The 26,861-nt window shown below is 75.8% G+C and carries 18 protein-coding genes; 14 read left to right on the top strand and 4 right to left on the bottom strand.

What is annotated here, in order from left to right; genetic code table 11:
- The first annotated feature begins 78 nt into the window (after positions 1–78).
- Positions 79–819, top strand: a complete 741-nt coding sequence (locus tag ZF1_RS14030; protein ID WP_482637472.1) for an HpcH/HpaI aldolase family protein — start codon at positions 79–81, stop codon at positions 817–819.
- A gap of 4 nt (positions 820–823) precedes the next feature.
- Here ZF1_RS14030 and ZF1_RS14025 read toward each other — a convergent pair whose 3' ends face one another.
- From ZF1_RS14025 to ZF1_RS14010, 4 genes are all read right to left on the bottom strand, one after another.
- Complete coding sequence (locus ZF1_RS14025; RefSeq protein WP_482637471.1) at positions 824–1,987, bottom strand: VanZ family protein; 1,164 nt, start codon at positions 1,985–1,987, stop codon at positions 824–826.
- A gap of 54 nt (positions 1,988–2,041) precedes the next feature.
- Complete coding sequence (meaB, locus tag ZF1_RS14020) at positions 2,042–3,025, bottom strand: methylmalonyl Co-A mutase-associated GTPase MeaB (RefSeq protein ID WP_346106699.1); 984 nt, start codon at positions 3,023–3,025, stop codon at positions 2,042–2,044.
- Positions 3,026–3,133: 108 nt separating this feature from the next.
- Entirely contained in the window at positions 3,134–5,344 is a 2,211-nt protein-coding gene (scpA, locus tag ZF1_RS14015) for a methylmalonyl-CoA mutase (protein WP_251782676.1), read from the bottom strand.
- Positions 5,341–7,272, bottom strand: a complete 1,932-nt coding sequence (locus tag ZF1_RS14010; RefSeq protein ID WP_482637470.1) for a methylmalonyl-CoA mutase family protein — start codon at positions 7,270–7,272, stop codon at positions 5,341–5,343. Before ZF1_RS14010 ends, scpA begins: the two co-directional genes overlap by 4 nt.
- Before the next feature lie 259 nt (positions 7,273–7,531).
- On the opposite strand from ZF1_RS14010, the gene ZF1_RS14005 reads away from it, so the two are divergent.
- The 13 genes from ZF1_RS14005 to ZF1_RS13945 all read left to right on the top strand — a co-directional run bounded on the left by ZF1_RS14005 (position 7,532) and on the right by ZF1_RS13945 (position 26,807).
- On the top strand, positions 7,532–8,026 hold the full coding sequence (locus ZF1_RS14005; RefSeq protein WP_073574920.1) for a DUF3237 domain-containing protein: 495 nt from the start codon (positions 7,532–7,534) through the stop codon (positions 8,024–8,026).
- Between the two features lie 43 nt (positions 8,027–8,069).
- The gene (locus tag ZF1_RS14000) at positions 8,070–8,675 is read left to right on the top strand and encodes a sulfite oxidase-like oxidoreductase (protein WP_179759888.1); all 606 of its coding nucleotides are present in this window, start codon (positions 8,070–8,072) and stop codon (positions 8,673–8,675) included.
- Positions 8,676–8,677: 2 nt separating this feature from the next.
- A complete protein-coding gene (locus tag ZF1_RS13995; RefSeq protein ID WP_482637469.1) occupies positions 8,678–9,406 on the top strand; it encodes an FAD-binding oxidoreductase in 729 nt (242 codons plus the stop codon).
- 67 nt (positions 9,407–9,473) lie between these two features.
- Positions 9,474–10,403 (top strand): alpha/beta hydrolase, encoded by a 930-nt coding sequence (locus tag ZF1_RS13990; RefSeq protein WP_350590312.1) that lies wholly within the window; start codon positions 9,474–9,476, stop codon positions 10,401–10,403.
- Between the two features lie 239 nt (positions 10,404–10,642).
- Positions 10,643–15,205, top strand: a complete 4,563-nt coding sequence (locus ZF1_RS13985) for a Pls/PosA family non-ribosomal peptide synthetase (RefSeq protein WP_482638704.1) — start codon at positions 10,643–10,645, stop codon at positions 15,203–15,205.
- Positions 15,202–15,903 carry a BPL-N domain-containing protein gene (locus tag ZF1_RS13980; RefSeq protein WP_482637468.1) on the top strand — a complete coding sequence of 234 codons (702 nt, stop codon included), beginning with the start codon at positions 15,202–15,204 and terminating at the stop codon, positions 15,901–15,903. Before ZF1_RS13985 ends, ZF1_RS13980 begins: the two co-directional genes overlap by 4 nt.
- A complete protein-coding gene (locus ZF1_RS13975) occupies positions 15,900–17,501 on the top strand; it encodes a heparan-alpha-glucosaminide N-acetyltransferase domain-containing protein (RefSeq protein ID WP_405417162.1) in 1,602 nt (533 codons plus the stop codon). The genes ZF1_RS13980 and ZF1_RS13975 overlap by 4 nt, the downstream gene beginning before the upstream one ends.
- A gap of 57 nt (positions 17,502–17,558) precedes the next feature.
- Complete coding sequence (locus ZF1_RS13970) at positions 17,559–19,010, top strand: M1 family aminopeptidase (protein ID WP_482637467.1); 1,452 nt, start codon at positions 17,559–17,561, stop codon at positions 19,008–19,010.
- Positions 19,011–19,120: 110 nt separating this feature from the next.
- Positions 19,121–20,608, top strand: coding sequence for a cytochrome ubiquinol oxidase subunit I (locus ZF1_RS13965; protein ID WP_476654784.1), 1,488 nt, complete (start codon positions 19,121–19,123; stop codon positions 20,606–20,608).
- A 16-nt stretch (positions 20,609–20,624) separates the two neighbouring features.
- Entirely contained in the window at positions 20,625–21,689 is a 1,065-nt protein-coding gene (cydB, locus tag ZF1_RS13960) for a cytochrome d ubiquinol oxidase subunit II (protein WP_476654782.1), read from the top strand.
- A 5-nt stretch (positions 21,690–21,694) separates the two neighbouring features.
- Complete coding sequence (gene cydD / locus ZF1_RS13955) at positions 21,695–23,467, top strand: thiol reductant ABC exporter subunit CydD (protein ID WP_476654780.1); 1,773 nt, start codon at positions 21,695–21,697, stop codon at positions 23,465–23,467.
- Positions 23,464–25,170, top strand: a complete 1,707-nt coding sequence (cydC, locus tag ZF1_RS13950) for a thiol reductant ABC exporter subunit CydC (protein WP_482637466.1) — start codon at positions 23,464–23,466, stop codon at positions 25,168–25,170. Before cydD ends, cydC begins: the two co-directional genes overlap by 4 nt.
- A 185-nt stretch (positions 25,171–25,355) precedes the next feature.
- Complete coding sequence (locus ZF1_RS13945) at positions 25,356–26,807, top strand: GH39 family glycosyl hydrolase (RefSeq protein WP_482637465.1); 1,452 nt, start codon at positions 25,356–25,358, stop codon at positions 26,805–26,807.
- Positions 26,808–26,861: the final 54 nt, after the last annotated feature.

Here is a 26,861-nt window from a genome sequence, read left to right as displayed (position 1 = left end):
GCCGGACAGGCGCCCGGCACACGACGGGACGACGGCCTCGACTGGCGTGTCGGGCGGGCGGGGCGGCACGGTCGTCGCATGACCCCTGATCCACTGTTCACCGGCGACGCGGTCGGTGGCTGGCTCCAGCTGCCCTCCCCCGCCGTCGCCGAGATCGCCGGCTCCGTCGGGTTCGACCTGGTCTGCGTCGACACCCAGCACGGCCTGATCGGCGACGACACCGTCCTGGGCATGCTGCAGGCCCTGTCCGCGACGGGCACGCCGTCGCTGGTGCGGGTCCCCGGCCACGGCGCCGAGGGCATCGGGCGGGCCCTGGACCGGGGCGCCGACGGCGTGATCGTCCCGCTGGTCGACACCGCCGAGCAGGCCGCTGCGGCGGTCGCGGCGTGCCGCTACCCGCCGGACGGGGTCCGCAGCTTCGGGCCGGTCCGCCCCTCGTGGCGGGGCCGCGACGTGTTCGCACCGCCGCGCACGGTGGTGATGGTGGAGACGGTCGCGGCCGTGGCGAACCTGGCCGACATCGTGGACGTCGACGGGGTCGCGGCGGTGTTCGTCGGGCCGTCGGACCTGGCGCTGGCGCACGGGCTCCCGCTCGCCGCCCAGGGCGACGGCGGCCCGGAGTCCGACCGGCACGCCGAGCTGGTCTCCGGGATCGCCGCGGTGTGCGCGGGGGCCGGGGTACCGGTGGGGATCTACTGCGACTCCCCCGCACACGTGCGCCGCTTCCGGGGGCTGGGGTGCACCTTCACGATGCTCGCCGCCGAGCAGGCGATCCTGCGGTCGGCGCTGGCGGAGAAGCTGGCCGACGCCCGGCCCTGAGTCGTCAGCCCGCGGAGCGGTCGGGCACTGCGGGACGGCCGGGCACAGCGGGACGGTCGGCCGGGGCGGTGCGGGCGGGCTCCCGGGCGTCGACCATCGTGAGCCCGGTGAGCCGGCCGGCCACCCCGCGGTGGCCGGTGCTGCGCCGGAGCCCGACCAGGCCCGCGATCCCCCACAGCAGCCCGAGCACGCCGAGCGCGCCGGACGGCCCGGACAGCAGCAGGAACCCTCCGGTGCCGAGCAGTACCCGGGCGAGGCGGCGCCCGCGGCCGGGGACGCCGCCGCCGGGCAGCGCGGGCCGCAGCCGCACCGCCCGCTGGCCGACGGTGCCGCCGCGCCCCACCAGCGGCACCACCAGGAACATCAGCAGCGGCAGCCAGAACCCGAGGACGGTGTTCGCGGTGTCGAACCAGTCGGGCAGCGGCCCGCCGGTGTACCCGGTCAGCGCGGTCCCGGCGAGCAGCAGCGAGCCGAGCAGGGACCCGGTCAACCAGACCGCCGCCAGGTCGCAGAGGGCCCCGAGCAGCCGGCGTCCGGCCGTCACCGGGGCGGGCCGGTCGGGGTCGGCGCCGGCGTCCCACGAGCGGGGCCGCACCAGGGCCGCGGCGAGACCGCCGAGCAACGCGCCCGCGGTGTTGGCGATCAGGTCGTCGACGTCGGCGAGCCGGTAGGCGCACGGGAACAGGAACCAGTTGCCGGTGTACTGGGTGGCCTCGACGAGCAGGGACACCGCGAGCCCGGCGGCCACGGTGACCGGCAGCGAGCGGCGGAACACCCCGCGCAGGAACCAGCCCAGCGGCGCGAACAGCGCCACGTTGAGCACCACCTGCTGCACCGCGGCGTTCGCGAGCCAGGCCCGCACCCCGGTCGCGTCCTGGCGGGCGGCGATCCGGGTGATGTCGCCGACGAAGGCGAACGGCCGGGTCTGCAGCGAGTCCGCCGCGGTCCGCCCCGCGCAGAACGCCGCGTCGACCTGGGGCAGCGGGAGCAGCGTGTAGCCGAGGACCGCCAGCCCGTACACCGGGACGGCGACGAGGACGGCCAGCTCGCCGGGCCCGAAGCGGCCGCGGCGGCGGTAGGTCAGCGCCACGGCGGGGACGAGCACGGCGAGCACCAGCGCCGACCCGAGCCCGATCGCGAGCACCCCGGGGATGATCCGGTCGTTCACGGTCGCCGACGTTAGCGACCGCCCGGGGTGCGCCCGGGGACCGAAACGGGTGGTTCAGCCCAGGACGTCGAGGATCTGCTGGGCGGCGAGGGTGGGGGTGAGCCCGCCGTCGCGGACCTCGGCGGTGAGCTTCGGGAGCCGCTCGGCCGTCGCCGGGTCGTGCAGCACCCGGTCCATGAGCCGGTCGCGCACCATCTGCCACATCCACTCGACCTGCTGGTCGGCGCGCCGGGTCGCGAGCTCGCCGCCGGACTCGAGTGCCTCGCGGTGGGCGGTGACCTTCTCCCACACGGTGTCCAGGCCCTTCCCGGTCTGCGCGGAGCAGGACAGCACCGGGGTGCGCCAGTGCGCCGAGGTGGGGGTCATCATGTGCAGCGCGCCGGCGAGCTCGCGGGCCGCGGCGCGGGCGTCGCGCTCGTGCGGGCCGTCGGCCTTGTTCACGGCGACGACGTCGGCGAGCTCCAGGATGCCCTTCTTGATCCCCTGCAGCGCGTCGCCGGTGCGGGCGATGGTGAGGAACAGGAAGGTGTCGACCATCCCGGCGACGGCGGTCTCGGACTGGCCGACCCCGACGGTCTCGACGAGGACGACGTCGAACCCGGCGGCCTCCATGACGACCATCGTCTCCCGGGTGCGGCGGGCGACCCCGCCGAGCGTGCCCGCCGACGGCGACGGCCGCACGAACGCGTGCGGGTCGACGGCCAGGCGCGGCATCCGGGTCTTGTCACCCAGGATGGACCCGCGGGTACGGGTGGACGACGGGTCGACGGCGAGGACCGCCACCCGGTGGCCCCGGGAGGTGAGCGTGGAGCCCATCGCCTCGATGAAGGTCGACTTCCCGACCCCGGGTACCCCGGAGATGCCGACCCGCACCGCGTGCCCGGCCTTCGGGGTCAGCTCCAGGAGCAGCTCCTGGGCGGCCCGCTGGTGGTCGGGCCTGCTGGACTCGACCAGGGTGATCGCCCGGGCGAGCAGGGTGCGGTCGCCGGCCAGGACACCGCGGGCGAGCTCCGCGGGGTCGGGGACGCGAGGGGCCATCGGCGGGACTCTCCTTGCGGGTCGGCACCGCGCCCGGTGCGCGGGTGGGCGCGGCGACGGCGGCACGATGACGAGCCACCGTGACGGCGGCACCGTGACGGCGGCGGCTCAGTCGGCGTAGACGCTGCCGGTCGGGGCGGACGTGTCCGGCTCGTCGTGGCCGAGCGCGGCGGCCAGCTTGCCGAGCAGGTCGACCGCCGCCTCGGCGATGACCGTGCCGGGCGGGAACACCGCGGCCGCGCCCATCTCCAGCAGCTCCGGCACGTCCGCGGGCGGGATGACCCCGCCGACGACGACCATGATGTCGTCGCGCCCCAGCTCGGCGAGCTCGCGGCGCAGCTCCGGGACCAGCGTGAGGTGCCCGGCGGCCAGCGAGCTGGCGCCGATCACGTGCACGTCGGACTCGGCGGCCTGCTTCGCGACCTCGGCCGGGGTCTGGAACAGCGGCCCGACGTCGACGTCGAAGCCGATGTCGGCGAACGCGGTCGAGATGACCTTCTGGCCGCGGTCGTGGCCGTCCTGGCCCATCTTCGCGACCAGGATGCGGGGCTGGCGGCCCTCGTGGCCGGCGAACTCGGAGACGAGCTCGCGGGCGCGGTCGATCGCCGGGTTCTGCCCGGCCTCGGCGGAGTACACACCGGAGATGATGCGGATCTGTCCGGCGTGGCGCCCGAAGACCTTCTCGAGTGCGTCGGAGATCTCCCCGACCGTGGCCTGGTCGCGGGCCGCGTTCACGGCCAGCTGGAGCAGGTTCTCGTCGTCGGAGCGCGACGAGCCCTCGGCGATCTTCTCCGCGGCGCCGGTGAGCGCGCGCAGGGCCTCGTCGACGGCGCGGTCGTCGCGGTCGGCACGCAGCCGGGCGAGCTTCTCGAGCTGCTCGCGGCGCACGTTCGCGTTGTCGACCTTGAGCACGTCGATCTGCTCGTCGGCCTCGACGACGTACTTGTTGATGCCGATGACCGGCTGGCGGCCGGAGTCGATCCGGGCCTGCGTGCGGGCCGCGGCCTCCTCGACGCGCATCTTCGGGATGCCGGCGTCGATGGCCTGGGCCATGCCGCCCGCCTTCTCCACCTCGTCGATGTGCGCCCACGCCCGCTTCGCGATGTCGTAGGTGAGCTTCTCGACGTAGTACGAGCCGCCCCACGGGTCGACGACGTCGGTGGTGCCCGACTCCTGCTGCAGCAGCAGCTGGGTGTTGCGGGCGATCCGGGCGGAGAAGTCCGTCGGCAGCGCGAGGGCCTCGTCGAGGGCGTTGGTGTGCAGCGACTGGGTGTGGCCCTGGGTCGCGGCCATCGCCTCGATGCAGGTGCGGACGACGTTGTTGTAGACGTCCTGGGCGGTCAGCGACCAGCCGGAGGTCTGCGAGTGCGTCCGCAGCGACAGCGACTTGGCGCTCTGCGGCTCGAAGCGGTTCACGAGCTTCGACCAGAGCAGGCGCGCGGCCCGCATCTTGGCGACCTCCATGAAGAAGTTCATGCCGATCGCCCAGAAGAAGCTCAGCCGCGGTGCGAACTTGTCGATGTCCAGGCCCGCGTCGACCCCGGCCCGCAGGTACTCCACGCCGTCGGCAAGGGTGTAGGCGAGCTCCAGGTCGTTGGTCGCCCCCGCCTCCTGGATGTGGTAACCGGAGATGGAGATCGAGTTGAACTTCGGCATCCTCCGGCTGGTGAAGCTGAAGATGTCGGAGATGATCTGCATCGACGGCTGCGGCGGGTAGATGTAGGTGTTGCGGACCATGAACTCCTTCAGAATGTCGTTCTGAATGGTTCCGGTCAGCTTCTCGGGGCTCACGCCCTGTTCCTCGGCCGCGACGATGTAGAGCGCCAGCACCGGGAGCACGGCGCCGTTCATCGTCATCGACACCGACATCCGGTCCAGCGGGATGCCGTCGAACAGCTGGCGCATGTCGAGGATCGAGTCGATCGCGACACCGGCCATCCCGACGTCGCCGGCGACGCGCGGGTGGTCGGAGTCGTAGCCGCGGTGGGTGGCCAGGTCGAACGCGATCGACAGGCCCTTCTGCCCGGCGGCGAGGTTGCGCCGGTAGAACGCGTTGGACTCCGCGGCGGTGGAGAACCCGGCGTACTGGCGCACCGTCCAGGGCTGGTTGGTGTACATCGTCGGGTACGGCCCGCGCAGGTACGGGGTGATGCCCGGATAGGTGTGCAGGAAGTCGACGCCGGCGAGGTCGTCGGCGGTGTAGAGCGGCTTGACGCCGATCCCCTCCGGCGCCTCCCAGACCTCGGCGGAGCCGGTCCAGGTGGTCGCGGGGGTGGTGTCGCCCAGGAGCGGCACGCCGGTGAAGTCGGGAATGCTCACTTCGAGCCCTCCAGGTGGGTGTACACGTCGTCGAGGACGGCGAGGGCGTCGCAGCCGGCGAACAGGTGACCGTCGACGCCGGGCACCTCGTCCTTCGGCTTCCCCGCGAGCAGGATGCGCGCGGCGCCGGCCTCGCGCAGCGCGGCGGCGGTCTCGGCGGCCCGCTCGTCGTAGACCGTGTCCGAGGAGCAGAGCACCACGACCGGCGTGCCGTCCTTGCCGTAGGCCTCGACGACGTCGGCGGTGGAGTCGGTCGGGCCGGCGTCGACGGTGTCGACGCCACCGGCGGCCAGCAGGTTGCGGGTGAACCCGGCGCGGGCGGTGTAGACCGCGAGCGGGCCGAGGGTGGCGAGGAAGGCGGTGGGGCGCGAGCCCGTCTCGCTCAGCAGCGCGTCGGAGCGGTCCCGGTGGGCCTCGTAGGCCTCGGCGGGGCGGTAGAGCGGCAGCCCCCCGCGCTCGACGGCCGGCGGCAGCGGGGTGCGCTCGACCGGCTTCTCGTTCAGGTCGGGGAACTCCGAGACGCCGGTGAGCGGCGTCCTCCGCTTCGCGACGTCGGCCTCGCGGCGGGCGCGGACCTCGCCGACCCGCTCGGCGACCAGGCCGGAGTCGAGGGCGGCGACGGCGCCGCCCGCGGCCTCGATCTCGACGAAGAACTCCCAGGCCAGCCGGGCGAGGTCGTCGGTGAGGTGCTCGACGTACCACGAGCCGCCGCCCGGGTCGATGACCCGCGCCAGGTGCGACTCCTCCACGAGCAGGTTCTGGGTGTTGCGGGCGATGCGGCGGGAGAACGGCTCGGCGACGCCGAGGGCGGCGTCGAAGGGCGGCACGGTGACCGCGTCGGCCCCGCCGACGCCCGCGGCGAACCCGGCGACGGTGCCGCGGAGCATGTTGACCCACGGGTCGCGGCGGGTGAACAGCGCCTCGGGGACGGTGGCGTGCTGGGTCTGCGGCACGTCGGTGACGCCGGAGGCCTCCAGCACCCGGGCCCACAGCCGCCGCCCGGCGCGCAGGGCGGCGATCGTCGGGAACTGCTCGGGGGTGGCGGCGTAGCGGAACTCGAGCAGCCGCGCCGCGTCGGCGACGGCGATCCCGGCCGCGTCGAGCGCCCGCAGGTAGGCGACGCCCGCGGCCAGGGACCAGCCCAGCTCCTGGGCGTCGGAGCCGCCCGCCTCGCGGATCACGGTCGCGTCGACGGTGATCGCGGTGACCTTGTCGAAGGTGCCGTGGACGCGGCGGGCGACCTCGACGACCGGGTCCACGTCCGGGCCGGACCCCGCGCGGGCGCGCAGCCCGATCGGGTCCACGCCCAGCGAGCCGAGCAGCTCGGCGTCCTCGACGCCGTTGCGCGCGGCCAGGTCCAGGTAGGCGTGCGCGGCGGCGACCTGCTCGGTCCCGGCGTCCAGGGCGACCCCGGCCAGGTCCAGGTGCACGCCCTCCAGGGCGCGGGCCAGGTCGGCGACGGCGATGCCGCCCTCGCCCACGCGCAGCCACACCGAGGTGACGCCGCACTCCAGGTCGGCCAGCACGGCCTCGCGGACGGCCGCCGGATCGGTGCCGGCGTGGCGCTGGCGGATGTCCCAGCCGGTGGGGACGTGCCCGTCGGTGCGGGCGCCGCGGGTGAACGGCCACGACCCCGGCACGCCGGTGGGCGGCAGGTCGGTGGTGTCCTCGTCGGCGTAGAGCGGCGCGACACGGATGCCGTCGGGTGAGGTGCGGGTCAGGGTCTCGACCCCGGCCCCGAGCTCGGCGTCCTCGCCGATCCGGCCCGACTTGCGCACCACCGCGTCCGCGGCGGCGAGCCACTGGTCACGGGAGACCGGGTCGAAGCCGCCGGCCAGGACCAGCTCCTCCGGCTCCACCGGACCGTCCACGGCAGAGCCCTCCGGACCGGCTGCGCGGTCGACCGCGCTGCGGTCACTGTCCGTCATCCGCTCTGTTCTCCTCACCGGCCCGCGGGGCGGCCTCGTTGCCCGCCGGGTGGCGCCGTCGTCGACGCCACCGAAGTGCAGTGGAGTCTAGTGAGCCGGTGCCGCCGGGGGCATGCGCTGTGGCGAGGCGCGCACGGCCTGTGATGCACCCGACTGGCGCAACGGGACCGTCCGGGGGTCTCGCGGCGTACACCCGGCGGTTCCCCGCCGGTAGTCCTCATGGGTAGCCCCGGGCGGCCCCGGACGCCAGTCTGGGGCCGTGTCGACTCCCGGACCCGCACCCGCCGTCCCCGGGCTGACCCCGGTCGCCCGCGTCCACGTCCTGCTCGACCCGCCGCTGGAGGTCGGCCGGACCCCGTTCGGCCGGGAGCGGGAGATCCCCATCGTGGGCGGCACGGTCTCCGGACCCGGCCGCGACGGCGAGGGCCTGCACGGCGAGGTGCTCCGCGGCGGGGCCGACCGCCAGCGGGTGCTCGACGACGGCACCGCCGTAATCGACACCCGCTACACCGTGGCGCTGCGGTCGGGGCACCTGCTGCAGCTGGCGACGGCGGGCTACCGCACCGGTCCGGCCCCGGTCCTCGACGCGCTGCTCGCCGGGGAGCCGGTCGACCCGGCCCGCTACTACTTCCGGGTCGTCGTCGACGCCCGGACCGCCGACCCGGACCTGGCCTGGCTCAACACCGCGGTGCTCGTCGGCTCCGCGGTCCGCACCGCCGACGCGGTCGCCTACGACGCCTACCTCGTGACCTGAGACGGGTGGGAACAACCGGGGGTGGGGGTGCATTGTGGTCGGCATGCCCCCCGTGACCCGAGGATTCGTCGGGCGCAGGCCGCGGGACCGGCGGCTGCCACCCGGCCAGTACGACGCCGGTGACCAGTGGCCGGTGCTGACCGCCGAGCGCGCCCCCACCCTGGACACCGCCCGCTGGACCTTCCGCATCGACGGCCTCGTCGAGCGCCCGGTCGAGTGGACCTGGGACGAGATCCGCGCCCTGCCCCGCGAACGCTGGGACGGCGACATCCACTGCGTCACCACCTGGTCGAAGTTCGGGATGCGCTGGAGCGGGGTCGCGGTCGACACGCTGCTGGAGACCGCGGGGCCGCTGCCGGAGGCACGGTTCGCCGTCGCGCACTCGCACTCGGGCTACACCACCAACATGCCGCTGTCCGACCTCACCGGCGGCCGGGCGTGGCTGGCGTTCGAGGCGCAGGGTGCGCCGCTGACCCGCGAGCACGGCGGCCCGGCGCGGCTGCTGGTGCCGCACCTGTACTTCTGGAAGAGCGCGAAGTGGGTCGCCGGTCTGCGCCTGACCGCCGAGGACGAGCCCGGTTTCTGGGAGCGCAACGGCTACCACGACCGCGGCGACCCGTGGTCCGAGCAGCGCTTCCAGGGCGACTGACCGTGGACACCACCCCGGCCACCACGCCCCGCCGGACCCTGCGCTGGCAGACCGCGACCGTGCTGTCGGTGCACGACGAGGCCCCGGGGGTGCGGACGTTCCGGCTCGGCCTGGCCGAGCCCGCCACGCACCTGCCGGGCCAGTACTACGTGCTGCGCCTGACCGCCGAGGACGGCTACACCGCACAGCGCAGCTACTCGGTGGCCTCCGCTCCCGACGGGCGGCCGGAGATCGCGCTGACCGTCGAACGTCTCGACGACGGTGAGGTGTCGGAGTTCCTGCACGACGTCGTCGTCGTCGGGGACGTGCTGGAGGTCCGCGGCCCGGTCGGCGGCCGGTTCGCCTGGGACGGGGTCTCCCCCGCGCTGCTGGTCGGCGGCGGCTCCGGTCAGGTCCCGCTGGCCGCGATGCTGCGCCACGCCCGCGCCACCGGCCGTCCCGACCTGGTCCGGATGCTGGTCTCGGTCCGCACCCCCGACGACCTGTTCTACGGCGAGGAGCTCACCGGGCCCCCGGTCACCACGGTGTTCACCCGGACCGCCCCACCCGGCGCGGTCCGCCCGGCGGGCCGGCTCACCCTCGACGACCTGGCCCCGCTCGTCCGCGGCGGGGAGACCGCGTTCGTGTGCGGCTCCCCCGCCTTCGCCGCCGCCGCGGCCGACCTGCTCGCCGCCGCCGGGGTCCCCTACCACGCGATCCGGATCGAGCAGTTCGGCCCGACCGGGGCCTGACCCTGCGGCCCGCCGCGGGGGTGCGGCAGGATGACGCCGCCCCGCCCGCGCACCGCAGGAGCCGACGATGACCGTCACCCCCGCCGAGACGTCGTTCCCGAGCGGCGGGCTGCGCTGTGCGGCCTGGCACCTCGCCCCGGTCGGCGACGCGCTCGCGAACGACCGCGGCCGCCCCTGCGTGGTCATGGCGCACGGCTTCGGCGCCACCCGCGACTCCGGGCTGCTGCCCTTCGCGCAGCGTTTCGCCGCTGCGGGCTGCGCGGTGCTCGTGTTCGACTACCGCGGGTTCGGCGCCTCGGACGGCACCGGCGATCCCCGTCTGGACCAGGACGTCCACCACGGCAGGCACCGCGCCGACTACCACGCCGCGATCGCGCACGCCCGCACGCTGCCCGGCGTGGACCCCGAGCGGATCGTGCTGTGGGGCAGCTCGTACTCCGGCGGGCACGTCGTCCCGGTCGCCGCCCGCGACGGCCGGGTCGCCGCGGTGATCTCCCAGGGTGCGGCGATGGACGGGACCGCCGCGCTGCTGGAGATCCTGCGCTACGCCGGACCCGGGCAGCTGGCCCGCCTCACCGGGCACGGGCTGCGCGACGCCGCCGCCGGGCTGCTCGGACGCCCGCCGCACCGGATCGCGGTGTTCGGACCGCCCGGGTCGACCGCGGCGATCACCTCGCACGACGCCGAGAGCGGCTACTCCTCGATCACCGGGCCCGGGTTCCGCAACACCATGCGGGCCCGGGGCGCGCTGCGGATCCCGCTGAACCGCCCGGTGACGGCGGCGGCGCGGCTGCGGGCGCCGATCCTCGTCGTCGTCGCGGCGCGGGACTCGATCGCGCCGCCGGCGTCGGTGCGCGCGGTGGCCGCGCGGGCCGGGGCGGGCTCGGAGGTGCTGGAGCTGCCGTGCGGGCACTTCGACATCTACCTCGGCGCGATGTTCGAGCGGTCCGTGACCGCACAGGTGGACTTCCTCCGCCGCACGCTCGCCGTCGCCTGACTGAGCCGGACGGAGGACCCGCAGGCCCCGGCTGGGGCAGCACCACCTGTGAGCGGCCACACTCCGTAAAACTGAGCACCTATCGCCTACTCGCTCGCCGTAACAGGCCCCTCCCCCGTGGCGATGTCACGGGGGACCACGGCGGCCTCACCGGTCCGTACCCCTGAACCCACAGGGAGCTCCCCACTGGACCGGGGGAAGCGTTCCGTCGCCGTGTAGGGAGATGACGGCACGTGACGATGTCCCCGCCCCGCGCGGGGGTCGCCGTGGCGCACCCGGCCCCGGCCGGTGCGCCCGCGCGACACCCGGACCGCCTGCACCGGTTCTTCGAGGCCACGGTCGCCCGGACACCACGGGCGGTCGCGCTGCAGGACGGCGGCCTGGAGCTGACCTACGCCGAGCTGGACGCGCGCGCGAACCAGCTCGCCCGCCACCTGGCCGGGCTCGGCGCGGGCCCGGGCCGGCGCGTCGGGATCCTGCTGCACCGGACCTGGCGGACCTACGCGGTGCTGCTGGCGATCGGCAAGACCGGCGCCGCGTTCGTCCCGATCGACCCGGCCGCCCCGGCGGACCGGGTCGGCTACATCCGCGACGACGCCGGGCTGGACCTGCTGGTCACCACCTCGGACCTGGCGGGCGAGCTGCCCACGCCCGGGCTGGTGCTGCTCGACACCTGCGTCGACGCCGTCGCCGCACTCCCCCGTCACCCGCTCGCCCCGGTCGCCCCCGACCCGGACCCGGCGCCGCTGGCCTACATCATCTACACCTCGGGCTCCAGCGGGCGACCCAAGGGCGTCGCGATCGCCCACCCGAGCATCTGCAACTTCGTGCACGTCATCACCCGCGTCTACGACGTCCGCCCGCACGACCGCGTCTACCAGGGCATGACCATCTCCTTCGACTTCTCGATCGAGGAGATCTGGCCGACCTTCGCGGCCGGGGCGACGCTGGTGGTCGGGCCGACGGACTCGCGCCGGATCGGCGCGGAGCTGGGCGACTTCCTCGCCGGCACCGGCGTCACCGTGCTGTGCTGCGTGCCGACCCTGCTGGCGACGATCCCGCGGGAGCTGCCCGCGCTGCGCACCCTGCTCGTCGGCGGCGAGGCCTGCCCGGCCGGCCTGGTGGAGCGCTGGGCGCGCCCCGGGCGGCGGATGCTCAACACCTACGGCCCCACCGAGACCACCGTGACCTGCACCTGGGGCGAGCTGCACCCGGGGAAGCCGGTCACGATCGGGCGCCCGGTGCCGACCTACTCCGCGGTGATCCTCGACGACACCCTGCGCGAGGTCCCCCGCGGCGAGGTCGGCGAGCTCTGCATCGGCGGCCCCGGGGTCGGCATCGGCTACGTCAACCTGCCGGAGAAGACCGCCGACCGGTTCGTCCGCCACCCCGCGGCGCCCGCGAACGGCGACGGGCGGCTCTACCGCACCGGTGACCTCGCCCGGTTCGACGAGCACGGAGAGATCGTCTACCTGGGCCGCGCCGACGACGAGGTCAAGATCCGCGGGCACCGCGTCGACCTGGGCGAGATCGAGACCGTCGCCCTGGAGCACGCCGACGTGGAGAGCGCCGTGGCCGCGGTCGCGAGGACCGACGACGGCACGGGCGAGGAGCTCACCGTCTACGTCGTCCCGGCCGCCGGGCCGGGCGGGCCGGTGGACCGGGCGGCGCTGCACGAGCTGCTGCGGACCCGGCTGCCCGAGTACATGGTGCCGGGCTACCTCGAGGTGCTCGACGCGCTGCCGATGATGCCCAGCGGCAAGGTCGACCGGCCGAAGCTGCCGGCCCCGTCCGGGCCGCGGATCGTGGTGACCCACGGCCCGCACGTCGAGCCGTCGACGGAGCTGGAGACCGGGGTCCGGGCGGTGCTCGCCGAGGTGCTGGCGCTCGACGCCGGCCAGGTCTCGGTCACCGCCGACTTCTTCGACGAGCTCGGCGGGCACTCGCTGCTCGCCGCGCGGCTGGTGACCCTGCTGCGCGAGCGCGGCGTCGGCCGCTCCCCCGCGGTGCGCGACCTGTACGAGCACCCGACGGTCCGCGGCCTGGCCGCGGCACTGGACCCCGACGCGGCGGGCGACGGCGGCGACGGCTCCGTGCCCCCGCCACCGCGCCCGGAGCCGCTGCGCCACTCGCGGCGCCGCTACTCCGCCGCCGGGACCGCGCAGGGCGCCGCGCTGTTCGTGCTGATGCTGGTCATGACCCTGCCCGCGGCCGGGGTGTACGCCTGGCACGGCGGCCGGGTCGCCCCGGACGTGCTGGCCCAGCTCGCCCTCGGCGCCACCGCGATCTTCCTGCTGCAGCGTTGGCTGCTCGCCCCGCTCGCGGTGCGCGCGCTCACCGCCCGGGTCGCACCCGGCCGCTACCCCATGTGGGGACGGGTGCACCTGCGCCTGTGGGCCGCGGACCTGCTGCTGTCGATGTCACCGCTGCCGGTGCTGTCCGGCGGTCCGCTCGCCCCGGCCTACCTGCGGATGCTCGGCGCCACCGTGGGCCGCGACGTGCACCTGGGCACCTCGGTGCTGTCGATGCCCGCGCTGCTGCGGATCGACGACGGCGCCACCGTCGGCTACGGCGCCGCGCTGCGGCCCTGGACGCTGGCCGACGGCTGGGTGACCGTCGCCCCGATCGCGGTCGGCGAGGGCGCCCACGTCGGCGCCAGCGCGGTCGTCGAACCGGGTGCGGTGGTCGGCGCGGACGCCGTCGTCGGGGAGCAGTCCGCGCTCGCCGCGGACCAGGTGGTGCCGCCCGCCGAGCACTGGGCCGGGTCCCCCGCGGTGCCCGACGCCGCCGACGCCGCGGTCGCCGAGCTGACCGAACGCGGCCCGGCACCGTCCTGGACGCGGCCGCAGCGGGCGGCCGCGCTGGCCGGGATCGTCGCGCTGGAGCTGGTGTCGCTGCTGGCGCTGGTCCCGGCGGTGCTGCTGGTGTGGTCGTCGCTGCTGCTGTTCGGCGACGGCCCCGCCCTGCTCGTCGCCGCCCTGGTCGGGCCGGTGTTCGTGGTGACGGTGTGCGTGCTGGTGGCCGTCGGCCGGTGGGCCGTCGCGCCCCGCACCGGGCCCGGGGTCTTCCCGGCGCGCTCCGCGCTGGGGCTGCGCAAGTGGTTCGGCGACAAGCTCCTCGAGATGAGCCTGACCTACACCAACTCGCTGTACTCGACGCTCTACACGGTCGGCTGGCTGCGGCTGCTCGGCGCCCGGATCGGGCGCGGCGCGGAGGTGTCCACCGCCTCGCACATCGACCCGGAGATGCTGACGATCTCCCAGGGCAGCTTCGTCGCGGACATGGCGAGCGTGGGCAGCGCGACGTTCCACAACGGCTGGATGGTCCGCCGTCCGACGCTGGTGGGGCGGCGCGCGTTCGTCGGGAACGCCGCCGTCGTCCCGGCCGGGTCGACGCTCGGCGACGAGTCGCTGATCGGCGTCGCGACGGTGCCCCCGGCGTCGGGCGTGCCGCACGACACCACCTGGCTGGGGTCCCCGGCGATGCACCTGCCGGTGCGCCAGGACTCCGGGGACCACCCGGAGTCGCTGACGTTCACGCCCTCACGGCGCCGCGTCGCGGAGCGGCTCGGCATCGAGTTCCTCCGGGCCACGCTGCCCGCCTCGGCGATCTCGGTGTCGATCTACCTGTTCCTGCAGGGCCTGTCCGGCGTGGCCCGCACCGGCGCCGCGTGGCAGGTCGTGCTCGCGGCACCGGTGCTGGCGCTCGCCTCGGCGCTCGCGCTGGTCCTGCTGGTCGCAGCGGTGAAGTGGCTGGTCGTGGGCACCTACCGGCCGCGGACCGAGCCGCTGTGGAGCCGGTTCGTGCGCCGCTCGGAGTTCGTCACCGGACTCTACGAGGCCTCCGCGGTGCCCGGGCTGCTGAGCATGCTGTCCGGGACCCCGTTGCTGCCGCCGATGCTGCGGCTGCTCGGCGCCCGGATCGGGCGGCGGACCTGCGTGTCGACGACCTACCTCACCGAGTACGACCTGGTGGAGATCGGGGACGACGCCGTCGTCGGGCGGGACGTGTCGCTGCAGACCCACCTGTTCGAGGACCGGGTCATGAAGATGTCGACGGTGTCGGTCGCGGACGGCGCGTCGGTCGGGGACCGGGCGATCGTGCTCTACGACGCCGTGGTCGGCGCCGGGGCGCGGCTCGACCCGCTGTCGCTGGTGATGAAAGGCGAGCACCTGCCGCCCGGCTCCCGGTACCGGGGCATCACCGCCCGCGCGGTGCCCGACGCCGCACCGGCCGACGCGGCACCGGCCGTGCCGCCTGCCGTGCTGCCCGCCGTGCAGCCCGCCGCGGCGCCGGAGACCGTGGCCGGGACCGTGCGGGTCGCGGCCGTCGACCCGGAGCGCACGATGGTCCTCACCCGGTTGCAGGGGACCGACGACCCGGGCCGCACGCTGCGGATGCGCTCGGTCCTGGCCGGGCGCCAGGCCCCGCGCCGCGGCAGCACCGGCCGGCACCGCGCGGGTGCCGCCGGCTCGGCCGGTGCCCCCGGGACCGGGCCCGCCGGCGCCGGGCACGACCGCCGTGCCCCCGCCCGGCCGGGCAGCACGCCCCGTGCGCGGCACCGCCACGCCGCCGCGGGCCCCGACGATGGCGCCGGCGCGGTCGTCGGTGCGGGCGACGGGGGAGCGACCACCGGAGCAGGTACCGCCGCACGCGTCCCGGTCCCCGCGGCGCGGTCCGCGGAACGCACCGCACGGACCCTCCCCGCCGTGCCGCCCCGGCCGGGACCGGGGACGGCACCGCCCCCGGTGCCGCAGCCGCGCGACCACCGTTCCGCCCGCTCCGGGCCGGGCCCGCGGTGAGCCCGTTCGGGCGACTGCTCGGCCGCCGCGGCCCGGCCCCCTCCGCCGGCGACCGCCCGGTGGCGCTGGTCTACCGCGGACCGGCGTCGCGGCCGACGGGGTGCGCGGAGTCGGTGGCGGCACTGCTGGCGTCCTCGCGGCACGGGTTCGACGTGCACTACACCGGCCCGCGCGAACGGCTCCCGCTCACCGCGGACACCCTCGCCCGCGCGACGCTCTACGCCCAGCCCGGCGGCGGCACCCTGTCCGCGGCGTGGCGCACGATGCGGCCCGCGGCCGGCCCGCTGCGCGACTGGGTCGGCGACGGCGGCCGCTACCTCGGGTTCTGCCTGGGCGGCTACCTGGCCGGGGCCACCCCCGGGTTCGGCCTGCTGCCCGGCGACACCGACCGCTGGATCGACTCCCCCGGCGCCACCGTCGGCCACGACGGCGACGCCCTGGTCCGGCTCGACTGGCGCGGCCGCGACCGCACCCTGTTCTTCCAGGACGGCCCGCACTTCCTGCTCGACTCCGGGACCGTCCTCGCCCGCTACCCCGACGGGCTCGTCGCCGCCGCCGTGACCCCGTTCGGGCACGGCCGGGTCGGCGTCGTCGGCCCGCATCCCGAGGCCGGACCCGACTGGTTCGCCGACGCCGGGCTGCCCCCGGCCGACGCCCGCGACCTCGGGCACCAGCTGATCGACGAGGTTCTGACATGACCCGACCGCAACCGCCCGGCAGCCACCGCCGCGGCGCCGACCGCCCCGCGCCGCCCCGTCCGCCGGCGCCCGCCCTCGTCCCCGTACCGGGCGCGCCCCGGCGGACCGGCACCGGCACCCACCGCGCCCCGGAGGGACGGCCGGACGCCGCCGCCACCCGGACCGCGAGCCGGCCGCGCCGGCCGTCCGGTCCGCCCGGCACCGCGCCCGCGACGACCGTCGCCGTCCCGGCCCCCCGCACCGCGGGTCCCCCGCCTGCCCCGTCGGCACCCGCGCGGACCCTGCGCACCCCGTCCGCACCACCGGACACCACGGGGACCACCACCGTGCTCCCGGCCACCACCCGGGCCACGCCCGCCCCGGACCCGGCTCCCCCGGCCGCGCCGGAACCCGCGCCGCCCCGCGAGCGCGCCTCGCGCCTGCTCGGCGTCGACGCCACCCGCGGGATCGCGCTGCTCGGCATCATCGCCGTGCACGCCCTCGTCGAGGCCACCGACGACGGCACCCCCACGCCCAGCTACCTCGTGTTCGGCGGCCGCTCCGCGGCGCTGTTCGCCGTCCTCGCCGGGGTCTCGTTCGCGTTCATGACCGGGCGCGCCCGGGTCCGCACCCCCGACCTGCGCGCCACGGCGGCGATGCTCGCCACCCGCGCCGGCGTCCTGATGGTGCTGGCACTGGCCCTGAGCTGGACCGACCCGTCGATCGCGGCGCTCATCCTCCCCTACTACGCGATCGCGTTCCTGCTCGCGATACCGCTGGTCGCGCTGCCGACCCGGGTCCTCGCGCCGCTCGCGGTGCTGCTGGGTCTCGGGATACCGGTCGGATCGCACCTGGTGCGCCCGTTCCTGCCGGTGCCCGACCTCGGCAACCCCTCGGTGCTCGACCTCGTCACCGACCCCGGCGCGCTGCTGTCGGAGCTGACCCTGACCGGCGCCTACCCGGCGGTGGTCTGGCTCGCCTACATGGCGGTCGGGATCGTGGTCGGACGGCTGCGGCTCTCGGACCGGCGCACGGCGGCGGCGCTGCTGGCCGGCGGCGTCGTCGCGGCGACGGCGGCCACCGGACTGTCGATGTGGCTGCTCGGCCCGGGCGGCGGGTACGCCGCGATCGCCGCGGTGAGCCCGCCGGAGATCCTCGACAGCGCGCCGACGATCGCCGATGCCGTCACCGGCTACCCCGACGGCGTCACCCCCACCTCGACGTGGTGGTGGCTCGCGACCGTCGCGCCGCACTCGGGCACGCCGCTCGACGTCGTCCAGACCACCGGGTCCGCGCTCGCCGTGCTCGGCGCGGTCCTGCTCCTGGCCTCGGTCACCGCCCGCGGTGCCGGGCCGCTGCTGGGGCACCTGCTGCGCCCGCTCGCCGCAGCCGGGTCGATGACGCTGACCCTCTACGTCGGCTCGATCCTGTTCATGAACTCCCCGCTCGACGACCTGGGCCCCTGGGAGGGCTACCTGTGGCAGGTCGCCGTCGCGGTCGGGATCGGGCTGGCCTGGCGGCGCGCGGTCGGGCGCGGTCCCCTGGAGACCGTCGTGTCGGCGCCCGCGCACGCCGTCCGGGACCGGCTGCGCGGCCGGGCCCGCGATCGGGTGGCGTAGCCGGGCGGTGCCGCACGCCGTTCGCCGCCCGCGGGCACCACGGATAGCCTCGCCGTCATGATCGACCTGACCCGGCGGCGCCGTGCCCTCGTCGGCGTCGCCGTCGTCCTGGCCGTGCTGGGAGGCTGCGCGGCCGGCGTGCCGCGGGTCGAGCGGGCAGCCCCGTCGCCGCAGCGCCCGGTCGTCGACGCGTCGCTGGACCTCGCGCCGGACCTGTCCTCGGCCACCGGCCGCCAGACCGTCCGCTTCACCCCCGACGCCCGGATCTGCGAGCTGGTCTTCCGGCTCTGGACCAACCGGCCCACCGTCGTCTCCGGCGGCGGCTCGTCCCGGGTCACCGACGCGAGCGTCGACGGCATCCCGGTCACCCCGCGCACCGAGCAGGCGGGCGCCCCGGACGGCGCGCCCGGCACGCTCGTCGAGCTGCCGCTGCCGTCCTGCGTCGACGCGGGCACCACCGTCACCGCGCAGCTCGGGTTCACCCTCACCCTCGGCGAGGACTCCACCGAACGCATCGGCCACTCCCCGTCGGCGGGCACCGCCTGGCTCGGCAGTCCGCTGCCGGTGCTGGACTGGGTCCGCGGCCGCGGCTGGGTCCGCACCCCCGCGGTGCGGATGTCCGGCGAGACCGTCGTCGCCGAGGACTACCGGCTCGCCTCGCTCGCCGTCACCGCGGCGGCGGACCAGCAGGTCGTCGGGGTCGGGACCGCCACCGGCACCCGCGACGCCGGCGGCGGGCGGCTCACCCGCACCTTCGCCGCCGACGCGGTCCGCGACGTCGCGGTCGCCGTCGGCGCCTACGAGGTCACCGAGTCCACGGTCGGCGCCACGAGGGTGCACGTCGCGCTGCCCACCGCGGGCCGCGCCGGCGCCCGGCGCGGCGGTGAGCTCCGCGGCTCCGCGCAGGACTGGCAGGGCGACGTCGCCCGCTTCCTGCCCGCCCTGGAACGGCTCCTGGGGCCCTACCCGTACCCGGACCTGTGGCTGACGGTCGTGCCCACCCAGAGCGACGGCGTCGAGTTCCCGACCCACCTGCAGTTCGGCGACGTCGACGACGCCACCCGCCCGTCGCTGGCCGCGCACGAGATCGCCCACTCCTGGTTCTACGCGCTGGTCGGCAACGACCAGGCCCGCGACCCGTGGCTGGACGAGGCGTTCACGACCTGGGCCCAGGCCCTGGTGGCCGACCAGCGCGACCTGTACCGGATCGGCAGCTTCGGGCCCGGCGACGTCGCGGGCCCGATCGGCGCCCCCATGTCGTTCTGGGACTCCCGCGGCGGGTTCACCGACCTCGTCGACGGCGTCTACGACCAGGGTGCCGCCGCGCTGTTCGCGGGTCGCGACGCCGTCGGCGCGCAGCGCTTCGACGCCGCGGTCCGCGCCTACGTCGAGGCGAACGCACACCGCGTCGCCGCCCCGGCCGACGTCGAACGGGCCTTCGCCGACCTGCCGCAGGTGCTCGACGTGCTGCGCGAGCACGGCGCCTTCGACCCGCGCACCGGCGGCTGAGCGCCTCCGCGGCGACCCGCGTGTCCAGGGCCACCGGGTCCGACCCCCCACTGATCTTCTACTTACGGTAGAACTACTACTGGACGTAGAACTTCGCTCGGGAGGTCCGGATGGACGCGCTCGACCTGGCCCGCTGGCAGTTCGGGATCACCACGATCTACCACTTCCTGTTCGTGCCGCTGACCATCGGCCTGTCGGTGATCGTCGCGTCGCTGCAGACCGCCTGGTTCCGCACGGGCCGGGAGGAGTACCTCCGCGCCACGAAATTCTTCGGGAAGCTGTTCCTGATCAACTTCGCGATGGGCGTGGTCACCGGGATCGTGCAGGAGTTCCAGTTCGGGATGAACTGGAGCGCCTACTCCACCTTCGTCGGCGACGTGTTCGGCGCACCGCTGGCGATGGAGGCGCTCATCGCCTTCTTCCTGGAGTCCACCTTCATCGGGCTGTGGATCTTCGGATGGGACCGGCTGCGGAAGGGCGTGCACCTGGCCTGCATCTGGGCCGCGGCGATCGGGTCCAACCTCTCGGCGTACTTCATCCTCGCGGCGAACGCGTGGATGCGGAACCCGGTCGGCTACGAGGTCGACCGCGCCACCGGACGGGCCCGGCTCACCGACATCGGCGCCGTGCTGACCAACCCGCAGGCCTGGTCGACCTACACCCACGTCGTCGCCGCGGCGTTCCTGATCGCGGGGCTGTTCGTCGCCGCGGTGAGCTCCTGGAAGCTGATGCGCGAACGCTGGAGCCGTCCCGGCGACCGGGCGCCGCACCCGAGCGAGCACACCCTGTTCCGGAAGACCCTGCGCACCGGGTTCCTCGTCACCCTCGTGGCCGGGGTGCTGGTCATCGCCTCCGGTGACCACCAGGCCAAGCTGGCCGCCACCTACGAACCGATGAAGCTCGCCTCGGCCGAGGCGTTGTGGCAGACCGAGGAGTCGGCCGGGTTCTCGCTGTTCGCCGTCGGCGACGTCCAGGGCAGCCGCAACCACGTCAACGTGCAGATCCCCGGTGTCCTGAGCTTCCTGGCCACCGGCAGCCCGTGGGGTCCGGTGCACGGCATCGAGAACGTGCAGGCGCAGTACGAGGCGCTCTACGGGCCCGGGGACTACCGGCCCAACATCGCCGTCCTCTACTGGGCGTTCCGGCTGATGATGGGCCTCGGCCTGGCCGGGGTCGCGGTCGCGACGGCCGGGCTCTGGCTGACCCGCGGCGGCCGGCTGCCCGGCTTCACCCGCGACGGCGCACCGGCTCCGGCCGGGCGGCTGTCGCGGTGGGCCTACCGGGGTGTGGTCGCCGCGCTGCCCGCGGCGCTGGCGGGGAACATCGCCGGCTGGGTGCTGACCGAGATGGGCCGCCAGCCCTGGACGGTGCACGGCGAGCTGCTCACCGCGCAGAGCGTGTCCCCCGGAGTGAGCCTGGGCCAGGTCGCGTTCTCCCTGGCCGCGTTCACCGCGCTCTACGGGATCCTCGCCGTCGTCGAGGTGCGGCTGCTGTTCCGCTACGTCGCCGCCGGACCCGCCGCCCCCGCGGCCCCGCCCGACCCCGCCGACGACGCCGACACCGACGCCGAGCGCCGCCCCGCGGCGTTCAGCTACTGACCCCGGAGGGACGACGATGGACCTGCCCACGATCTGGTTCCTGGCCGTGGCCGTGCTGTGGACCGGCTACCTGGTGCTCGAGGGGTTCGACTTCGGCGTCGGGATGCTGGTCCGCGTCCTGGGCCGCGACGCCGAGGACGACCGCGAGGCCGCCCTCGGCGCGATCGGCCCGGTGTGGGACGGCAACGAGGTGTGGCTGATCGCCGCCGTCGGCGCGATGTTCGCCGCGTTCCCCGCCTGGTACGCCGCCATGCTGTCGGGCCTCTACCTGCCGGTGCTGCTGGTCCTGCTGGGCCTGATCGTGCGCGGGGTCGGGCTGGAGTACCGGCACAAGCGCTCCGACCCGCCGTGGAAGGCCCGCTGGGACCTGTTGATCGGTCTCGGGTCGCTGGTGCCGGCGTTCGTGTGGGGCATGGTCCTCGCGAACCTGGTCCGTGGCCTGCCCACCGTGCTCAGTGCCCCCGGCAGCGGGCAGAACACCGTGGTCACCGCGTCGCTCGGGGACCTGCTGAACGGCTACGCGCTGCTCGGCGGCGTCGTCACCACGGCGCTGTTCCTGCTGCACGGCGCGGTGTTCCTGGCACTGAAGACCGACGGGCCGGTGCGGTACCGGGCGCGGCGGTTCGCGCTGCGCGCGGTGGCCCCGGTGCTGCTGGTGACCGTCGCGTTCCTGGCCGCGACGCTCGCGCTGCGCGAGCCGTCCTGGACCACCACGGTCGCCTGGGTCTCCGGCGCGGCCCTCGCCGCGGCCGGGGTGGCGCTGCTGGCCGGCCGCGAGGGGTGGGCGTTCACTGCCACCGCGCTCGCGATCGGCGGGCTGTCGGTCGTGCTGTTCGGCCAGCTGTACCCGACGCTGCTGCCCTCGACGACCGACCCCGCGCACACCCTGACCGTCGCGAACGCGGCGTCCGCGCCGTACACGCTCGGCGTCATGTCCTGGATCGCGGCCGTGTTCCTGCCGCTGGTGCTCGGCTACCAGTCCTGGAGCTACTGGGTGTTCCGCCGCCGCCTCGGCGGGGCGCGGGTCGCCCCGGCCGGGACCTCCGACACTGGTGACACCGCGGTACCGGCCCCACGATGACGACCGTGTCCACCCCGTCCGCCACCGCCGGGGCGCCGCCCGCGGGCGGCCCGCCGGTCGACCCCCGGCTGCTGCGCACGGCGAGCGCGGTCCGGGTGCACCTGGCCGTCGCCGCGGTCTGCGGGGTCGCCGCGACCGGGCTGATCCTCGCCCAGGCCTGGCTGGTGTCGCGGGTGGTGGCCGGGGCGACGCCGTCGTTCGGCCTCGACGGCGCACGCACCGGGCCGGGTGCCGGGCTCGACACCCTGGCCTGGCTCGTCGGGGGCGTCGCCGTCGTCGCGGTGGCGCGGGCGCTGCTGTCCTACGGCGCGGAGTCCGCGGCGCTGCGCAGCGCCGCCCGCGCCAAGTCCCAGCTGCGGATGCAGCTCGTGCGCCGGCTCGCGCTCGCCGCACCGGACCCGCGGCGGTCCTCCGGTGAGATCGTCACCCTGGCCACCCGCGGCCTCGACGCCCTCGACGACTACTTCGCCCGCTACCTTCCCCAGCTGGTGCTCGCGGTGCTGGTCCCGGTCGCGGTGCTGGTCGTCGTCGCCGACGCGGACTGGATCTCCGCGGTCGTCATCGCCGTCACACTGCCGCTGATCCCGCTGTTCATGGCCCTGGTCGGGATGCACACCCGGGCCCGCACCGACCGCCAGTGGCGGCTGCTGTCCCGTCTCGGCGGGCACTTCCTCGACGTCGTGCAGGGGCTGCCGACGCTCGCGCTGTTCCGCCGCGCGCAGGTCGTCGCGGGCAAGGTCCGGGAGACGACCGACGCCCACCGGCACGCCATGACCGGCACCCTGCGGGTCGCGTTCCTGTCCGCGTTCGTGCTGGAGGTCCTCGCGACGCTCGCCGTCGCCCTGGTCGCGGTCGAGGTCGGGCTACGGCTGCTCTACGGGGACCTCGACTACGCCACCGCACTGTTCGTGCTGGTCCTGGCCCCGGAGGCCTACCTGCCGCTGCGCGAGGTCGGTGCCCGGTTCCACGCCAGCATGGAGGGCGTCGCCGCGGCCCGGCAGGTGTTCGCCGAGCTGGACCGCCCGGCCGGCGGCGCGCCCGGCGGGACCGCACCGGTGCCGGCGGCCGACCCGGCGGGCCGCGGCCTGACCGTCGACGGGCTGCGGGTGCGCTACCCCGGCGCGGACGCCGACGCCGTCGCCGGGCTGTCGCTGGACCTCGCCCCCGGGGAGACGGTGCTGCTGCGCGGCCCGTCCGGGGCCGGGAAGTCCACCCTGCTCGGCGTGCTGCTCGGCATGGTCGCCCCGACCGGCGGCACCGTCACCGTGCACGGCCGCGACGGCACCGGCGCCGACCTCGCGGACCTGGACCTCGACGCCTGGCGCCGCGGGGTGGCCTGGGTGCCGCAGCAGCCGCACCTGTTCGCCGACACCGTCGCCGCCAACGTCCGGCTCGGCGCCGGGCGGGACCACGCGGGCGTCACCGACGACGCCGTGCGGGCGGCCGCACGCCGGGCCGGGCTCGACGCCGTCGTCGCCCGGCTGCCGCACGGCTGGGACACCGTGCTCGGCGAGGGCGGCGCGCAGCTGTCGTCGGGCGAGCGGCAGCGGGTCGCGCTGGCCAGGGCGTTCCTGCGCGACGCCCCGCTGGTCCTGCTCGACGAGCCGACCGCGCACCTCGACCCCGACTCCGCCGACGCGGTCCGCACCGCGGCCGCCGAGCTGCTCCGCGGACGCACCGCGGTCGTCGTCGCGCACGACGCGGGCTGGGCCGAGCACACCGACCGCACCGTCACGATCACCCCGGTCGCGACCACACCCGCCGGAGGCCCGCGATGAGCCCCTGGTCGCTCGCCCGCAGCGTGCTGGCGCCCCGGCTGCGCGGCGTCGTCGGCGGGGCGCTGCTCGGCGCGCTCGCCACCGCCTGCGGCGCCGGGCTGCTGTCGCTGGCCGCCTGGCTGCTCGCCACCGCCGCCCAGCACCCGTCGGTGACGGCGCTGTCGGTCGCCGTGGTGCTGACCCGTGCCCTCGGCGTCGGACGCGGGGTGGCCCGCTACGCCGAGCGGCTGGTCGGGCACGACGCCGCGCTGCGCGCGCTGTCGGACATGCGCGGCCGCGTCTACGCCCGGCTCGCCGCCACCGAGCCGGTGCGCCGGTTCCGGTCCGGCGAGCTGGTCGCCCGGCTGGTCGGCGACACCGACTCGGTGCAGGACCTGGTGGTGCGCGGGGTGCTGCCGGTCGTCGCGGCCGGGGTCGCAGGGTCCGGTGCGGTGCTGCTCGCCACCGCGCTGTACCTCCCCGGCGGGGCGCTGCTCGCCGCCGGGCTGCTGCTCGCCGGGGTCGCGGTGCCCGCGCTGGCCGCGGCGCTGTCGCGGCGGCCCGCCGAGCGCGCCGGCGTCGCCCGGGACCGGCTCGCGACCGCCCTGGTCGACCTGCTCGACGGGGGTCCGGAGCTGCTGGCCCACGGCGCGACCGGCCACGCCGTCGACGCGGTCGCCCACGCCGACGCCGAGCTGACCCGCACCGCCCGCCGCGACGCCGCACTGCTCGGCCTCGGCGCGGGGTCCGGCGCCCTGGTCGCCGGGCTCACCCTGGCCGGGACGCTGCTGCTGGGCGTCGCCGCCGTCGACGCCGGCGCCCTGGGCGCGGTCCCGCTGGCCGTGCTGGTGCTGACCGCGCTGGCCGCGTTCGAGATCGTCGCGCCGCTCCCGGCCGCCGCGGCGCGGCTCGCCGCGGTCCGCGCCGGGCTGGCCCGGCTGGTGCCGGTGCTCGACGCCGCACCCGCCGTCGTGCACCGCGACCCGGGGCCGGGGCCGCTGCCGCGCCGCGGTGACCTGCAGGTCCGCGGGCTCACCGCCGCCTGGCCCGGGCCGGGACCGGACGGGCGCGGCCGCACCGTCCTGCACGGGGCGGACCTCGACGTCGGACGCGGGGAGGTCGTGGCGCTGGTCGGTGCCAGCGGGTCGGGCAAGTCGACGCTGGCCGCGGTGCTGTTCCGGTTCCTCGACCCGCGCGCGGGGTCGGTCCGGCTCGACGGGCACGACCTGGCCCTGCGCCCGCCCGACGAGGTCCGTGCGGTGGTCTCCGGGGTACCCGCCGACCCGCACGTGTTCGACTCGACGGTCCGGGAGAACCTGCGCCTGGCCGCCCCCGACGCCGACGACGCCCACCTCATCGACGTCCTGCGCCGGGTCGGGCTCGCCGGCCTGGCCCTCGACGACGAGGTCGGCGCGCACGGCGCCCGGCTCTCGGGCGGGATGCGGCGACGGCTCGCGCTGGCCCGCGCGCTGCTCGTCGACCCCGCGGTGCTGGTGCTCGACGAGCCCACCGCGCACCTCGACCCGGACACCCGCGACGCCGTCCTCGACGACCTGCTCGCCGCCGCGGCGGGCCGGGCCGTGCTCGTCATCACCCACGACCCGGCGGTGCTGCCGCGGGCCGACCGGGTGTACACGCTGCGCGACAAGAGGGTTCACCTGCGCAGCGGGGCTGCGTGCGGCCCTCGCGAACCGCGGCCCTACTCTGCTCCGAACGTCCGATAGCGGGCCCCGGCCGGCTCCGGGCGTTCGCGAGGTTCTCTCAGTCGGGTCACAGGAGCCCCCTGACACGCTGGGAGCACCTCGCCGGGACACCGTCCCGCGCAGGAGTGCAGGAGTCAGTACGAGCCCGCGCGCGCCACGGCATCCGCCCGGCGCCGCGTCCGGTCAGAACGTGAGGTCACCAGCCCGTGCGAGCGTCACGCCGTCCCTCCCCGACGACGTCCGGACCGAGGTCCCCGTCGCGGACCCCCCGGTTCCGGCCCGGCCTGCGCCGGACCCCGGCCCTGGCCCTGCTGCTCGCGGGGGTCCTGGCCCTCGCCGCCTGCACCTCGGGGACCGGCGGCGGCACCACCACCGGTGACACCGTGCCGTCGTCGGCGCTGGAGGCCTCCGCGAAGGCCGTCGACCTGAACGGCTGGCGCTGGGACAAGCAGCCGGGCCCGATGGAGATCGGGGTGACCCACACCCAGGACAGCCTCGACGACACCGAGCCCGCGCAGGCCCGCCAGCGCGGCGTCGACATCCTGTCGAGCCTCGGGCAGGAGTACCAGAACCACCACCTCATGGGCTTCGGCACACTGAACCCCGAGCCCCGGCCCGGTGAGTTCGAGTGGGGCTCGCTGGACCGCCGGATGCAGCTCACCGAGGAGACCGGTGGCAAGGCGATGCTGACGCTGTGCTGCTCCCCGGACTGGATGAAGGGCGCGCCGCGCGACAGCGGCGACACCCGCTGGGACCGGCTCGAGAAGGCGCCGCTGCCCGAGCACTTCGCCGACTTCGCCAACCTGGCCAGGGAGGCCGTGCAGCGCTACCCGCAGGTCGACCGCGTCCTGGTGTGGAACGAGCTCAAGGGCTTCTACAACCAGGCCGAGAACCGCTGGGACTACGAGGGCTACACGAACTTCTACAACCAGGTCTACCAGGCCGTGAAGTCCGTCCGGCCCGACGTCCAGGTCGGGGGTCCGTACGTGGTGATGAGCAGCGTCCCGGTCGACTCGGGCGACGCCTCGGACATCCGCGGCCCCTGGGGCGCGCTCGACCAGCGGCCGCTGGACGTGCTGGACTACTGGCTGAAGAACAACGTCGGGGCGGACTTCATCGTCGTCGACGGCTCCACCACCAACCGCGGCCAGCAGGACGCCATCTCACCGGTCGACGTCGGCGCCGAGAAGTTCTCGGTGATCGACCGCTGGATCCAGGAACGGACGCAGCTCCCGATCTGGTGGGCCGAGTTCTACGCCAACGTCCCCGCCGACGCCCAGGCCGGTTTCGCCTCCCCCGCCAGCGCGGTCTCGACGATCGCCGCCCTGCAGGCGATGGCCCGCTCCGGCACCCAGGGCTCGCTGCTGTGGGGTCCCGAGGGCAGCAACTCGCTCGAGTACTCCTCGCTGTGGACCCCCGCGACCGACGAGAACGGCGGTCAGCCGACCCCGCTGACCGAGGCGTGGCGCTGGCTGGTGCCCAGGCTCCGTGAGGGCACCGTCGAGCTGGGCCGGGCGACCGACGGCTCGTCGCTGGGTGGTTTCCGCGCGGCGGACGGCTCGGTGCTGCTCGTCAACTTCTCCGCGGACGCCGTGCCGGTCTCCGGCCAGGACGACATCCCCGGCTGGGCGATCGTGCCGATGACCAGCAGTTCCTGACCCCCGCGACGACCGACGGGCCGGCACCGCAGCAGCGGAGCCGGCCCGTTCGTC

This window comes from Pseudonocardia sp. ZF1, assembly GCF_056835605.1.
This window is presented reverse-complemented; position numbering and strand designations above follow the sequence as displayed.

Excerpts from the sequence above, each read along its gene's own strand:
- ZF1_RS13990 (WP_350590312.1), top strand. The coding sequence starts at position 9,474 with ATGACCGTCACCCCCGCCGAGACGTCGTTCCCGAGCGGCGGGCTGCGC.
- ZF1_RS13965 (WP_476654784.1), top strand. The coding sequence starts at position 19,121 with ATGGACGCGCTCGACCTGGCCCGCTGGCAGTTCGGGATCACCACGATC.
- cydC (WP_482637466.1), top strand. The coding sequence starts at position 23,464 with ATGAGCCCCTGGTCGCTCGCCCGCAGCGTGCTGGCGCCCCGGCTGCGC.
- ZF1_RS13975 (WP_405417162.1), top strand. The coding sequence starts at position 15,900 with ATGACCCGACCGCAACCGCCCGGCAGCCACCGCCGCGGCGCCGACCGC.
- ZF1_RS14030 (WP_482637472.1), top strand. The coding sequence starts at position 79 with ATGACCCCTGATCCACTGTTCACCGGCGACGCGGTCGGTGGCTGGCTC.
- meaB (WP_346106699.1), bottom strand. The coding sequence starts at position 3,025 with ATGGCCCCTCGCGTCCCCGACCCCGCGGAGCTCGCCCGCGGTGTCCTG.
- ZF1_RS14000 (WP_179759888.1), top strand. The coding sequence starts at position 8,070 with ATGCCCCCCGTGACCCGAGGATTCGTCGGGCGCAGGCCGCGGGACCGG.
- ZF1_RS13970 (WP_482637467.1), top strand. The coding sequence starts at position 17,559 with ATGATCGACCTGACCCGGCGGCGCCGTGCCCTCGTCGGCGTCGCCGTC.
- ZF1_RS13985 (WP_482638704.1), top strand. The coding sequence starts at position 10,643 with ATGTCCCCGCCCCGCGCGGGGGTCGCCGTGGCGCACCCGGCCCCGGCC.
- ZF1_RS14010 (WP_482637470.1), bottom strand. The coding sequence starts at position 7,272 with ATGACGGACAGTGACCGCAGCGCGGTCGACCGCGCAGCCGGTCCGGAG.
- cydB (WP_476654782.1), top strand. The coding sequence starts at position 20,625 with ATGGACCTGCCCACGATCTGGTTCCTGGCCGTGGCCGTGCTGTGGACC.